This window comes from Paenibacillus sp. BK720 (genome assembly GCF_011761545.1).
Taxonomy (GTDB): Bacteria; Bacillota; Bacilli; order Paenibacillales; family Paenibacillaceae; genus Pristimantibacillus.
Map to the genome: position 1 here is coordinate 37,762 of NZ_JAASRQ010000002.1, position 13,501 is coordinate 51,262.

The 13,501-nt window shown below is 47.5% G+C and carries 12 protein-coding genes; 9 read left to right on the plus strand and 3 right to left on the minus strand.

The window, feature by feature from the left end; translation table 11 throughout:
- The first annotated feature begins 537 nt into the window (after positions 1 to 537).
- Positions 538 to 2,016, plus strand: a complete 1,479-nt coding sequence (locus FHT67_RS07255) for an Lsa family ABC-F type ribosomal protection protein (protein ID WP_167196952.1) — start codon at positions 538 to 540, stop codon at positions 2,014 to 2,016.
- Positions 2,017 to 2,089: 73 nt separating this feature from the next.
- On the opposite strand, the gene FHT67_RS07260 is transcribed toward FHT67_RS07255, so the two are convergent.
- Positions 2,090 to 3,028, minus strand: coding sequence for a helix-turn-helix transcriptional regulator (locus tag FHT67_RS07260; RefSeq protein WP_167196955.1), 939 nt, complete (start codon positions 3,026 to 3,028; stop codon positions 2,090 to 2,092).
- A gap of 123 nt (positions 3,029 to 3,151) precedes the next feature.
- Here FHT67_RS07260 and FHT67_RS07265 point away from each other — a divergent pair, with 123 nt between their 5' ends.
- Both FHT67_RS07265 and FHT67_RS07270 read left to right on the plus strand, forming a co-directional pair.
- Entirely contained in the window at positions 3,152 to 4,609 is a 1,458-nt protein-coding gene (locus FHT67_RS07265; RefSeq protein ID WP_167196958.1) for an alpha-L-fucosidase, read from the plus strand.
- 276 nt (positions 4,610 to 4,885) lie between these two features.
- Positions 4,886 to 5,677, plus strand: a complete 792-nt coding sequence (locus FHT67_RS07270; protein WP_167196961.1) for a GNAT family N-acetyltransferase — start codon at positions 4,886 to 4,888, stop codon at positions 5,675 to 5,677.
- 58 nt (positions 5,678 to 5,735) lie between these two features.
- Here FHT67_RS07270 and FHT67_RS07275 read toward each other — a convergent pair whose 3' ends face one another.
- A complete protein-coding gene (locus FHT67_RS07275) occupies positions 5,736 to 6,314 on the minus strand; it encodes a TetR/AcrR family transcriptional regulator (protein WP_132307090.1) in 579 nt (192 codons plus the stop codon).
- A 257-nt stretch (positions 6,315 to 6,571) separates the two neighbouring features.
- On the opposite strand from FHT67_RS07275, the gene FHT67_RS07280 reads away from it, so the two are divergent.
- From FHT67_RS07280 to FHT67_RS07300, 5 genes are all read left to right on the plus strand, one after another.
- Positions 6,572 to 7,453, plus strand: a complete 882-nt coding sequence (locus FHT67_RS07280; protein ID WP_208403181.1) for an alpha/beta fold hydrolase — start codon at positions 6,572 to 6,574, stop codon at positions 7,451 to 7,453.
- A 352-nt stretch (positions 7,454 to 7,805) separates the two neighbouring features.
- Positions 7,806 to 8,729, plus strand: a complete 924-nt coding sequence (cysD, locus tag FHT67_RS07285) for a sulfate adenylyltransferase subunit CysD (protein ID WP_243867017.1) — start codon at positions 7,806 to 7,808, stop codon at positions 8,727 to 8,729.
- A 1-nt stretch (position 8,730) separates the two neighbouring features.
- The gene (locus tag FHT67_RS07290) at positions 8,731 to 10,377 is read left to right on the plus strand and encodes a GTP-binding protein (protein ID WP_167196967.1); all 1,647 of its coding nucleotides are present in this window, start codon (positions 8,731 to 8,733) and stop codon (positions 10,375 to 10,377) included.
- A 215-nt stretch (positions 10,378 to 10,592) separates the two neighbouring features.
- Positions 10,593 to 10,958: a DUF6864 domain-containing function gene (locus tag FHT67_RS07295; RefSeq protein ID WP_132307084.1), complete on the plus strand. Its 366-nt coding sequence runs from the start codon at positions 10,593 to 10,595 to the stop codon at positions 10,956 to 10,958.
- Positions 10,955 to 11,266: a hypothetical protein gene (locus tag FHT67_RS07300; protein ID WP_132307082.1), complete on the plus strand. Its 312-nt coding sequence runs from the start codon at positions 10,955 to 10,957 to the stop codon at positions 11,264 to 11,266. The genes FHT67_RS07295 and FHT67_RS07300 overlap by 4 nt, the downstream gene beginning before the upstream one ends.
- A 79-nt stretch (positions 11,267 to 11,345) precedes the next feature.
- On the opposite strand, the gene FHT67_RS07305 is transcribed toward FHT67_RS07300, so the two are convergent.
- Positions 11,346 to 12,107: an SDR family oxidoreductase gene (locus FHT67_RS07305; protein ID WP_167196970.1), complete on the minus strand. Its 762-nt coding sequence runs from the start codon at positions 12,105 to 12,107 to the stop codon at positions 11,346 to 11,348.
- A gap of 277 nt (positions 12,108 to 12,384) precedes the next feature.
- Here FHT67_RS07305 and FHT67_RS07310 point away from each other — a divergent pair, with 277 nt between their 5' ends.
- Positions 12,385 to 13,455: an alpha/beta hydrolase gene (locus FHT67_RS07310; RefSeq protein WP_167196973.1), complete on the plus strand. Its 1,071-nt coding sequence runs from the start codon at positions 12,385 to 12,387 to the stop codon at positions 13,453 to 13,455.
- The last annotated feature ends 46 nt before the right edge of the window (positions 13,456 to 13,501 follow it).

Consider the following 13,501-nt stretch of genomic DNA (forward strand, 5'->3'; position numbering starts at 1 on the left):
CCGTCAGCGGACACTCCTTATAACGGGCCGGTAATCGAAAGGGTTATCTTCCGAATCCAATCGACTCGACACAGGATTATAAGAGAGCATTATCATAATGCCTGTATGCCGCCGAGTTGAACTGCGAAACTTGGTATGCTAGAATTGTGTCTAACAATCAAGGGGAGTTGAAAAGGATAATGTAATATTTCTTGCTATGAAACGAATAATAAAACATAACTTCAGTTGTTTTATTCTAGTTAAGCAAGAAAGCGACTTACTTCTTTTCACTCAAATGATAGGATCGATCCCGTGAAACGGGGCGGATTTTGTTTCCGTTAATTTGAGCTGCAAGAAAGGTAACTTTCTTGCGGCTCTTTATTTTTACGCAAGAAACAAAGGAGGATGAATATGAGTACAGACACGGTTGTTACGCATGATTTACTCCGTATAGGTCGGATCGTATCCATTAAACTTATACGGAGCAAATGAGAATAGACGGATATGCGCCGACTTTTTATAAAGAAGCAACGTGTTTATAAAAAGGAGGAACTTACCATGTCAATGATTCATGTACAGAACCTGACATTTTCATATCCCAGCAGCTTTGACCCTATTTTTGAAGAGGTTAGCTTTCAAATAGACACGGATTGGAAGCTTGGTTTTATCGGCCGCAACGGTCGAGGCAAAACAACCTTTTTCAATCTGTTATTAGGGAAATATGAATATAGCGGTCATATTGTCTCTTCGGTGGAATTCAATTATTTTCCGTTTCCGGTTAAGGATAAAAGCAGGCTCACCTATGAAATATTGGAAGAGATATGTCCGCAAGCCGAGGATTGGGAGTTTCTTCGGGAGATATCATATTTGGATGTTGATGCCGAAGTGATGTACAGGCCATTCGAAACGTTATCCAATGGGGAACAAACGAAGGTTTTGCTGGCTGCGCTTTTCTTGAACGAAGGGCAATTTTTATTGATTGACGAGCCGACCAATCATTTGGATACCCACGCTCGAAAGATGGTTTCCAAATATTTAAAAAGCAAAAAAGGGTTCATATTAATTTCGCATGACAGGAACTTTTTGGATGGCTGCGTCGACCATATCTTGTCCATAAACAGAGCGAATATAGAAGTTCAAAGCGGTAATTATTCCTCTTGGAAGCTGAATTTTGACAGGCAGCAGGAGCATGAGGGAAAAACGAATGAGCGTTTGCAGAAGGATATTGGAAGGCTGCAACAATCTTCGAAACGTTCCGCTAATTGGTCGAATCAAGTGGAAGCCACTAAAAATGGCACAACGAATTCGGGTTCTAAATTGGATAAGGGGTTTGTAGGACATAAAGCCGCAAAAATGATGAAGCGCGCAAAAAACCTGGAGTCCAGGCAAAATAAAGCCATTGAAGAAAAGTCAACGCTGCTTAAAAACGTGGAAAAAACGGAGTCTTTGCAATTAGAGCCGTTGGAATACAAATCCAAGGAACTCCTTCAGTTAACGGACGTGTCCGTTAGGTATGTTGGTGAATTCGTGAGTAAACCAATAAGTTTTAAGGTTGAAGCGGGAGACCGAGTCGTGCTGGAAGGAAAGAATGGCAGCGGAAAAAGCAGTATTCTAAAATTAATGCAAGGGATGCCAATCCGGCATACAGGTACGTTGAACCTTGGTACCGGTCTTGTCATTTCTTACGTGCAGCAAGATACCTCTCATTTAAAGGGGACGCTGTCTGATTTTATTGAAGAACATCAGATTGATGAGCCGAAATTTAAATCCATTCTCCGAAAGATGGATTTTGACCGTGTCCAATTCGAAAAAGATATATCCCACTATTCTGGCGGGCAAAAGAAAAAGCTGCTTATCGCTAAAAGTTTATGCGAGAAAGCTCATTTATATATTTGGGATGAACCGCTAAACTTTATTGATGTTTATTCGCGAATGCAAATTGAAGAGCTTATTAAAAGCTTTCAGCCAACCATGGTATTTGTTGAGCATGACCGGACGTTTCAAGAGGAAGTTGCAACGAAAACGGTAACTTTATAGTTATACAATGGAGAGTTGCATACCTTGAAACAACAAGACAGCTGCCGACAAGCGATCGGCAGCTGTCTTTCTTTCAACGATTTTCCTCTGCCGGAGAGACGGGATTTGTTCTTGCCAGCCGTGCCCGATAAGCGCTTGGTGTTACTCCGTGCCATTTTTTAAAATGCGAAGTAAACGACTCGGGAGTATGGTATCCCACTTGTTCGGCTATTGCCCCAATCGTGAGCAAGGTTGCATCAAGCAAGCGAGCTGCTTCCTGCAGCCGGGCTTCTTGCAGCTTATCCCGCAGGGACATTCCGTATTGCTTGCGAACCGCACGTTCGGTCTGCCTGATGCTAAGGCCGAGCTGACCGGCAAGCGTTTTTATCGTGATATGCTTATAGTTGTACAAGAGGTTGTTCTCGATCAACACCATTCGTTTATCGTCCAACGTCTTCAAGGGTTCAGTCTGCAGCGTTGGCCGATTGTTCGTATAATTCCGAACCAGTCCGAAGACCGTCTGCTCTAGTAGAATCGTTATGCAGCGCCGGTAACCTATCGCGCGGGCGTTTATTTCCCAAGCCAGCTTCTCGAAGACAAGCTGCAATTGCTGGTTATCCTGTCCAATCCAGAATGGCGTGTTCAAGAATAATCGCGCGATTTCGCAGACATCCTCGGAATCGTCTCCGCTTCTTCCGTGCAACCGTTCATGGTGATGGCGGCCGCTCGGGAGCGCCTCGAAGAAAATGCAATACTCGAACATCGGGTCTGACGGATCCGTAATCTGCTCGTGCTTGACACCCGGTCCGGTCATGTACAAGCTGCCGGGCGAGAGCGGGAATTCTCTTCCTTCCGCAACCAGGCGTCCGTGGCCGGACGGAATGTAATGGAGCTCATAACTGCCGTTGCTGTGACGATGTTCGGGCATGGAATGGTAGAAGAACCCGGATTTTATATAGAGTACGTTCAACACAAGCTTCCCAAGCATAATCTTAAGATCCAGATTATCTAATTGAATCATCGGATGCCCCATCCGCTGTCCTCCTAGCTGCGCTATTGCGACATCTTTGTCCTAATGGACGTCGCATTTACCCGTATCCCGAGCTATAACGGCTCGCTATGATTGGATTATAGCACACGCGGAAGGAGTGTAAGGATGGATAGAAATGAATATTTAAAACGGATTGACGAGGAGGTCGCATCGGGAAGCTTCAGCGACGACTGGGATTCGCTCAGCGGTTTCCGTGTTCCCGAATGGTACAAGGACGCGAAATTCGGCATTTTCATCCACTGGGGCGTTTACGCCGTACCGGCTTTCGCCAATGAGTGGTACCCGCGTAATATGTACATCCAAGGCACGCGGGAATTTGATCATCACCGCGCGACGTACGGCGACCATCAAACATTCGGCTACAAGGATTTTATCCCGATGTTCAAGGCGGAGAAGTTTCATGCGGACGAGTGGGCCGAATTGTTCGAGCAAGCGGGAGCACGCTACGTGATGCCGGTTGCAGAACATCATGACGGCTTTCAGATGTACAAGAGCGAGGTGTCCAGATTCAACGCATTCGAGATGGGACCGGAGCGAGATGTGCTGGCCGAGCTCAAATCGGCTTTTGAGGCACGGGGGTTAGTGTTTTCCGTGTCGTCTCACCGGGCAGAGCATTGGTTCTTCATGTCGCATGGCAAAGCCTTCGAGTCGGATATCCGCGAACCGCTTGCATGCGGCGATTTCTACTGGCCTTCGATGCCGGAACCGGATCATCAGGATTTGTTCGGTTCCCCGCCGAGCAAGGAATATTTGGAGGATTGGCTGCTTAGGTGCTGCGAGCTGGTCGACCGTTACAAGCCTAGAATCTTTTATTTCGATTGGTGGATTCATACGGCAGCCTTTAAGCCTTATCTCAAGAAATTCGCCGCGTACTATTACAATCGCGCAGCCGAATGGGGATATCAAGGCATTATCAATTACAAGCACGATGCTTTCAAGTTCGGCTCCGCGGTACTTGATATCGAACGAGGCCAGTTCGCCGATCTGCAGCCGTTCTATTGGCAGACCGACACCGCTGCGGCGCGAAATTCTTGGTGCCATGTCGAGGGAATGGATTACAAATCTTCGGTAGAGATTATTCAGGATCTCGTCGATGTCGTGAGCAAGAACGGCAACCTGCTGCTCAATGTTGGCCCCAAAGCCGACGGTACGATTCCGGAAGGCGACCGGCGCATTCTTCTCGATATCGGCGGCTGGCTGAAGACGAATGGTGAGGCGATCTACGGCACGACATTCTGGCGAACGTTCGGCGAAGGGCCTACGGTAGTGGAGGAAGGACAGTTCACGGACGGAAAGGCCAAGCTGTTCACCGGCGAAGACATCCGGTTCACGATGAAGGGGAGCGTTTTGTATGCGCATGTTCTCTCTTATCCGGATGATGGGATCGTGAAGATCAAAACGTTGAAGGAGCGGGCGCACCTTTTTCACGGCCTCATCCGCGGAATCGATGCGTTAGGGTTTGAGGAGAAGCCGGTATGGGAAAGGACCGAAGAGGCGTTGGTTATCCGAACGAGAGAGGTGCGCAGCCCGTATCCCGTCGTCTTCCGAATTCATGTTGACTGAGGCTGCAATCTAAATTATCTTCAGTGTGATTACGCAAAATAATACATGTGCCACATGCGGGTGTAACAACTCCATGTGGTTTCTTTTCGTCTATGCCGCCTTTAATTGCAGACCCGTTGACAGAACGTAAAAAGAGCTCCTATTATGAGAATGATCGATCTCATTCCTGCGCGGGTGAAACATCGACAACAAAGAGGAGAGTGGGATAGCGCTCCGCCGCGGCATTCCACATACCTTACTATGTCCAACGTTTTGGCTTAAGGAGGGAAAGGGAAGATGATAAATAAAAAGGAAGCCATCTTGGAAAACATGATCCAAACGTTTGAACGCTTGAGCGGCAACAGTCCCTACACGACTTTTTCTCGTGACGATAACTGCGCAAGAATGGAATCTGCATTACCGTTAACGATTTTTAATCGCGTGTTTCATTATAATGCGCATGATTACGATAAGCTCAATGCAATCAGGCAGATGCAAACCATTATCGATTCCTATCGGGAACGTGGCGCAACGTGCGTCTGGCATACCTATTCCCATACGCAGGACGAAGTCGTTAACGAAACGCTGAAAGCTAACGGATTCCTATTTGGCGGTACCATGTCCGGCATGGCGGTTAATCTTGAAGAGAAAGCAATTAACCAAGCTAATGGTTCGGGATTAAAAATCGTAATCGTTCAAAGCGATGAAGAATTTGAGAGGTTCAAGCGGGTGTTCGTGGCAGAATACAGTCTGCCGGACGAATTGGCCAAACGCTTTACCCAAGCATTTGCACTTGATCCGGAGGGACGAATGCAGTATTATCTGGCCTATTTGGATGATGAACCCGCAGGAACGGCTATGACGTTCCGCTCGGGTGAAGTGACAGGCCTATACATGGTTGCGACATTAAAGGAATTCCGTGCAAGAGGTATCGGCGGCGCGATCGTAGGTCAAGCTTTGCACGACATGCAGGCCGCGGGGGCAACGTTGGCCGTTTTACAGGCTAGTTCGATGGGACAGACCATTTACCGCAAACATGGATTTGAGGAAGAGCTGACGATAAATTTATTCGTATCACAAAACATGTAGAAAGCTCCGCTTTAACTGCGGTTCCGAAGCTGCGTCAACGATCATTTTCGAGCATTTTTCAAGCGTCAAGCATCGATATGGAAGCATCGGCTATTTGATGCAGCTTCTTTTTATCCGCATAGGTTCGAACTAATACTCTTAATCCGATCAGCGTTGTCTGCAAACTAGCAGCAAGTATTTTTGCATCCTTATCAATCGGAATCTCGCCCGACTCCTGACCTTTTTGTATGAGCTCAACCAGAACTTTCTCCGAGTTATAAAAACCTTCGTTTGTTATTTCGCGTACTTCCGGATCCCTCAAAGCCAGTTCGGTCACAGAATTTACAAATAAGCAGCCTAACGGCCGACCGTCATTCACCTCAATCAGATAATCAAAGAGGAAGCGTATGGTTTGTTTCGCCGAACGACCTCTTGCTACTTCTGCCTGAATAGTTGCTATCTTTTGTTTCTCGTATAGTTCCAGCGTCTTTACAAAGAGGCTATGTTTATCGCCAAAGGTGGCATACATGCTTCTGCGATGTATTCCCATATGCGTAACAAGGTCCTGAAGCGAGGTCTTTTCATAACCCTTTTCCCAAAATAAATGCATTGCCTTTAGAAGCACTTCGTTTTCATCGAACTCTTTATTTCTTGTCATCGATTTCACCTCTTCATTGCGATTTTATCACATTGAGAACAATCGGTAAAATATGATCATGAATAAATCTCAAGTCATTGTCTCTTATACAGTTGTTTAAGCTTGAAAGTACTGACAGGAAAAAAATATGAAATATGAAGATTGGTATAGATTCGTTGACAAAACATTGAAGGAGTTCTTATTATGAGAATGATCGATCTCATTACGCGCAGGTAAAAAAGGCGTGAAAGAGGATGCCGTAAGTACGCTATTTAAGAATGGAGAGCTACGCTATGACGACGACACTTAGACACTATAAAATTTCGATTGACGGAGTAGTGCAAAGCTTTCACATCGCCGGCAAAGGGCCGGTTTGTCTGGTCCATCCAGGCGGTCCCGGCTTCAACTGGAATTACATGCGCATGCCGCTGCTTGAACAAACGATGACAGTTGTTTATATCGAGCCTATAGGAACGGGAGATTCGGGATTGTTGCAGGACGGGGATTACAGCATGCCGCGGTACGCCTATTTCGCGCATAAGATAGCTGAGCACATCGGGGCTGAGAAGCCCTGCTTCTTGGGTCATTCGCATGGAGGCTTTGCGGGAATTCAATATGCTTTAGATTATCCCAATGAGCTCGGAGGACTCATTCTCCATAGCAGTGCACCATGCATGGTGCCGGAGCTTGGAATGGAGCAGACTCGGCAAATCAAGCTCTATGCGGAGCGTTGGCCGGATCGTCCGGAAGCTCAGGCTGCGTGTCAGGCATGGATGGACTTAGGAGCGGGAGCAGCACAGGACAATGAGTCGTTCCTAGAACTGTTGGGGCGGTTGTTACCCGCATTTTTCGGAAATTATTGGAATCTGCCCAAGGAGTTCGAGGAGTGGAGAGATAATTTGAATTTTTACCTTGTTCCTCGTAATCCGCATACGTGGGATGCAAGGGAGGTTTTAGATGCGATTGACGTACCGACTCTTATCTTGGTCGGCGAACATGATTTCAACTGCGGCCCGCGATGGGCCGCGGAGATGGACGATAAAATGCCCAATTCGCAGCTGCATACCTTTGAAGCGGGTGGCCACATGAGCCATGTTGAAAGCCCGGAGGAATTCGTGAAAGTCGTGAGTGATTTTGTCCGTCACGTTCGAAGTGCTTGATATTCTGCTGTGTGTCACGGTTTGGGAAGAGGTTTTATGAAGCCATAATGAAGAAAAAGGACGCCATCGAGGTGATTACTCGTGCCGTCCTTTTCGCTTGTTATTGAGCCTCCAATACCGATATGAACCCGTCGTGAACTTCCTGCGTGATTGATGTGCCACACCCCACTTATTCCTAAAATGGAATTATACTTCCTTAATGACGTGCGATTGCTTATTCTCCTTGCCTAAAACCAATGCGCCAAAAAATTAAAGAAAAATACTTTATTCCACTTTGCAACAAAGTGAAAATCTGATACGATATAGAATATAGCCTATAGATTTAGTAAGGATTAAAGGGAGGCACTTTTTCATGGACAATTTGATGCTTGATTCCATAGATGCAACGACACATCTGGATCAACTCGAGGCTGAAGCGATTTATATTATTCGGGAAGTAGCGGCGGAATGTGAAAATCCCGTCATGCTGTACTCGATCGGTAAGGACAGCTCCGTGATGCTGCATTTGGCGCTGAAAGCATTTTATCCGGAGAAGCCGCCGTTTCCTTTCCTTCATATCGATACGACATGGAAGTTCAAAGAGATGATTGAATTCCGCGACCGCAAGGCGAAAGAATTCGGAATAAAGATGCTTGTTCACTCCAATCAGGAAGGGATTGAGCAAGGGATCAACCCATTCGACCATGGTTCCGCCTATACGGATATTATGAAAACCCAAGCCCTAAAGCAAGGGTTGGACAAATACGGATTTACGGCTGCTTTTGGCGGCGGAAGACGCGATGAGGAAAAGTCGCGCGCGAAGGAGCGGATTTTCTCCTTCCGCAATAAGAATCATGCCTGGGATCCGAAAAATCAGCGGCCGGAAATGTGGAAGCTGTATAACACCAGAATCAATAAGGGCGAAAGCATTCGCGTATTCCCGATTTCCAACTGGACGGAAAAGGATATCTGGCAATACATTCGCAGGGAAAATATTGATATCGTGCCACTCTACTTCGCGAAAGAACGGCCTGTCGTCAACCGTGACGGGCAGATGATTATGGTGGATGATGAGCGTATGAAGCTCGAGCCCGGCGAGAAGATTGAAATGGCAAAGATGCGGTTCCGCACTTTAGGCTGCTATCCGCTCACTGGCGGCGCTCCGTCAGAGGCCGATACGCTGGATGCGATCATCGAAGAAACGCTTGGTGCGGTATCCTCCGAACGGACAACAAGGGTAATCGACCAGGAAGAAGCGGGAAGCATGGAGAGACGTAAACGGGAGGGCTATTTCTAAGATGAAGAGTCTGCTTAAATTTATTACTTGCGGAAGCGTGGATGACGGCAAATCCACCTTGATTGGACATATGCTTTACGAGGCTAAGCTCTTGTTCGCCGACCAGGAGAGAGCGCTTGAGCTGGACAGCAGGCTGGGCAGCCGCGGCGGCAAAATCGACTACTCCTTGCTTCTTGACGGGCTGCTTGCGGAACGCGAGCAGGGGATTACGATTGATGTGGCTTACCGGTACTTTACGACGGATCACCGTTCGTTCATTGTAGCGGATACGCCGGGGCATGAAGAATATACGCGCAACATGGCCGTAGGCGCATCCTTTGCCGATCTTGCCGTTATTCTGGTGGACGCAACCAAAGGGATTATTACTCAAACGAAGCGCCATACCCGGATTTGCGCCCTCATGGGGATTAAGCATCTGGTTCTGGCGGTAAACAAAATGGATTTGGTGGGTTTTGACCCGGAGAAATTTGATGAAATCAAAGAGGAGTTCTCCCGCATCACGACTGAATTCCGGTTTGAGAGCATCCAGGTAATCCCTGTTTCCGCAACGGAAGGGGATAACATTACGAAGAAATCGCCGAATACGCCTTGGTACAAGGGGCTTGCTTTGCTGCCGTATTTGGAGAGTGTTGATGTTCATACAAGCGACGAGGCAAAGCCGTTTATGATGCCCATTCAGCGGGTATGCCGGCCGGACCACACCTTCCGCGGCTTCCAAGGCCAGATTGAGGCCGGCAGCATCGCGGTTGGCGATGAACTGATAACCCTGCCTAGCCATGAGAAGGCGAAGGTTAAACGAATCTTAGTAACGGACCAAGACAGGAATTCGGCTCATGCCGGGCAGCCTGTCACGATTCAATTGGATCGGGAAGTCGACGTGTCGCGCGGCTGCGTGTTTACGAAGGACAATAAGCTCCAAGAGGCGGACAGCTTTAGCGCTACGATTCTTTGGATGGATGATTCGGTCCTGACGCCGGGGAGAAATTATTTGGTGAAGGTCGGCACGAAGATCCTTCCTTGTACGGTGACAGCAATCAATTACAAAATCGATATTAATACTGGAAATACGGTTTCGGCCGATCATGTGGTTAAGAATGAATTGGCTAAATGCGAATTTTCATTATCGGATGGTATTGTTTTTGACTCGTTTGAAAAAAATAAAAGCATCGGCGGGTTTATTCTCATCGATCGCGTAACGAATATGACCTCCGCTTGCGGCGTTATTGACGAAGCTCTTCAAACCTCTGACACTGCTGTCCGGATCGATACGGAAATCACCAGAGATGTTCGTGCTCAGCAAAAAGGTCAGCAGCCGTTAACGATTTGGCTTACGGGCTCCGTTCTGGATAATTCGGCTCTTGCGAAGGAAATCGAGAAACGGTTGGTAGCCAGAGGTTATCATACGATGCTGATCGATAACGGCTCAGGAGAATCCGTGCAGCAAATCGCAGCTTATGCCGCATTGCTAAACGATGCGGGACTTGTTGCATTGGTACCGTTCAGTTCCAAGAATGACAATGACCAAGCCATTGCGCAAGACATAATCGGTCAAGCCCTTTTGCCAATCGAGGTTGCCGCACACTCTTCAATCGAAGAAGCGGCTAGCGATATTGTAAAACGTGTTGTGAAGGCTCTCATTCAAGTATAGTTTCATCAATTTGAGCTATAAGAAAGGAAACTTTCTTGTAGCTCTTTATTTTTTGATGCGTTATGATCGGAAATCTGCTGAAGAAACCGGAAATGCCCTTCTTTTTGGTCTCCACCGGTTTTGGAGATGTCGATTTAGTGGCATGAACACGCGCACCTGCTCGTACACTGTACTAATGAGCTTGTACGATGACGGATTGCCGCGGAGGGATAACGATGAAAATTAAGTCCGGCGGATTCGAAGCCGTGTATTACGGCCGCGTTCTCGCCTACGGAATGAATCCGATCCAAGTCGTGTTGTCGGAAGAGAACGATCCGCTGACATTCGTGTTTTGCATTGAATTCGAATCGGAGCGAGACGACTATATGACGGATATTAGGCTGGTCCGTTACAATGAAGTCCGCATCGCCTGCGTTAATTTTCCGCGAGGCAAGCCGATCGGCAATCAAGACATGATCCAGCTCGGCGTATTGAACAACCGCAAACTATCTTTGCGTTACGAAGTGACTGTTAATTACGATGCGTCGTCTTGGGCCTTGGCCTTCACTTTCTATGCGGGCGAGGAGGCCGGGACGGTATGAACAAAATCGAAATTCAGGATCCGCGGGTAGCCAGCAAGATCATAGCGGTGAACGCGGAGAACGACAAACGCAAAGCGGAGCTTGGCTTCCTTGGCAAATTCTTCGGTTCGGGCGAGAACGTGCGTCTGTATATCGTCGGTACGATAGCCCTCAGCGTTCTTCTCATTGCTCTGGTCTATACGTTGATCCCCGACCAATACCGTTCGCCTGACTTCGGCTTAAAGGAAATATGGACGCTCGTGGTGCTTCCCGTTGAATCGACGATTATCGGTTACCTGATCGGATCGAGGTCGAAGGAAAACGCTTAGTCGCAGCGCCTTGAGATTGAAAAAGGATAAAAGGAAAAGCCGCGCGATTTCATCGCGCGGCTTTCATTTCACTAAAGGTTTACCAAGGAAGCTGATTATTCATAAAGAAGAACTGACCGGTCGCCCCGTCAGCAGGCAGCGAAGCCAACATCACGCTTGTCTTGCTGCCTTCCGCAGCGTCCAATTCGGCGTATTGCCCACCGATTTCGGTCTTCACCCAGCCCGGATGCGCGGAGTTGACTTTAATCGGCGTATCCCGGAGCTCGTGCGCCAAATGAATCGTAAACATATTCACCGCTGCTTTGGACGTGTCGTACGCGAATACCTTCATGTCGTAGATAGGCGCTTCCGGATTGGAATGCAGCGTAAGGGAACCTAGAACGCTGGACAAATTGACGATTCTGCCAGCTGGCGATTTGCGAATCAATGGCAAAAGCAATTGCGTCAGTTCAACCAAGGTGAAGAAATTGGCTTCGAACGTATCACGAACAATATCCGGCGTTACGCTGCTGGTTTCGTTCATCGGTACAAGATGCTCGACCTCCTTTTGCACCCCGGCATTGTTAATCAGGATATCGAGCTTCCCATACTTTTGGTCAAAGAAAGCATATGCGGCTTGACGGTCTTCAGCCAGAAGCACATCGAATTTAATGCTCTCCGCTTGGATACCCTCTGCCTGCAGCGCTGCTGCCGCGACTTTTCCTTTCTCCGCATCGCGTGAACCGATGACGACATGAGCGCCGAGCTTGCCTAATCCGCGTGCCGTCTCCAGACCGATGCCCCGGTTTCCTCCAGTAATGAAAGCGACTTTCCCTTCGAGATTGCTTTGGTTTGCAGTCATGTAGATTGCTCCTTCTCCTTTTGTTTGATGAATCCAATTGATTTTGCCCCTATTCGACATATTTTGAGAATGATCATTCTAAATAGGCCTAAACACATCATACCCTATTGGGAACGATCAGTAAAGAATTTTTTTTGCCGATAACTGATAACTGATTCCGGCGTACATCGGATAAATAATTGTAAGTAAATATATAGTTTGTAAGGTTACGTCCCTCTAAATCGTCATGATAATATTAAACTATGATAACCATGCGACGAAGGGACGATAATGAACGATGAACAATCGGAATGTGACAGCGGTACCTGCCGAATATCTTAGGTCAGTTAATGGTGAGCTTCAAGGTACGATTCAAGAGGTTTCCTATGAGGTAAGCAACTATATTCATTCGTCGCGGCAGCTTGTCACCGATCGGAACATCGGGATCAGCGAAGCGGGAAGAGAAACCGTTGCGGGCGATACCCTATCGAAGAGATGCAATGTATACATGCCTGCGGGCTATGATCCAAACGACACGACCGTCAAATACAATGTATTGTATTTGCTTCACGGCGTCGGCGGTAATCAATTCGAGTGGTTAAGCAGCAACGGTCAGGTTGACGAGCGATATATCATTTGCAATTTATTCGACAATCTCATTGCAAACGGGGACATCGAACCGCTGATCGTCGTGTTCCCCAACGGAAGAAGCGCGCATGACTGGACGGACGCTTCCTTTACGACCGAAGGAACCAATATGCTGGCGTTCTATTACTTCGATTACGAGCTGCGATACGATTTGATTCCGTTTATAGAATCAAACTACAAAACATTCGCAAACATAAATAACACAACACCCGAGGGAATTTTTTATAATCGCATGCATCGAGCGGTCGCCGGGCTTTCGATGGGAGGAATGCAGGCTCTGAATCTGATTGTCGGCGGTTACAGATACGATTCGACGCGATTCACGGGAACCGAGAGTGCCTGGAACAACGGGCTGGACAAAACGGTGCTTGCGCCAGGCTTGATCGATTTGTTCGCTTATGTCGGAGCTTTTTCGAATGCTCCCACGTCGAGTGAAGGCAGCGTTCTTGGAGCAAGCCTGGCCTCATCCGATTATAAGCTCCAGCTGCTGTATATGACCTGCGGAGATGCCGATGGCGTTGCCATTACGAGCTACGCGAAATCGATAGAGGGGCTTATAGACCAAGCGGGAAATCACCTTGGTCCTTTTTATCAAGTTCTGATTAAGGACGGTTTTCACGATTTTAACGTTTGGAATAACGGTGCCTACAATTTTAGCCGTTTGATATTTAGAAATAACGAGGAATATGCAGAATCGGATGTTATTCGGAAGACGCTTTAGAACCAAGGTTCCGGGAGAAAGCTGGTCAATTGCCGGCTTTCTTTTT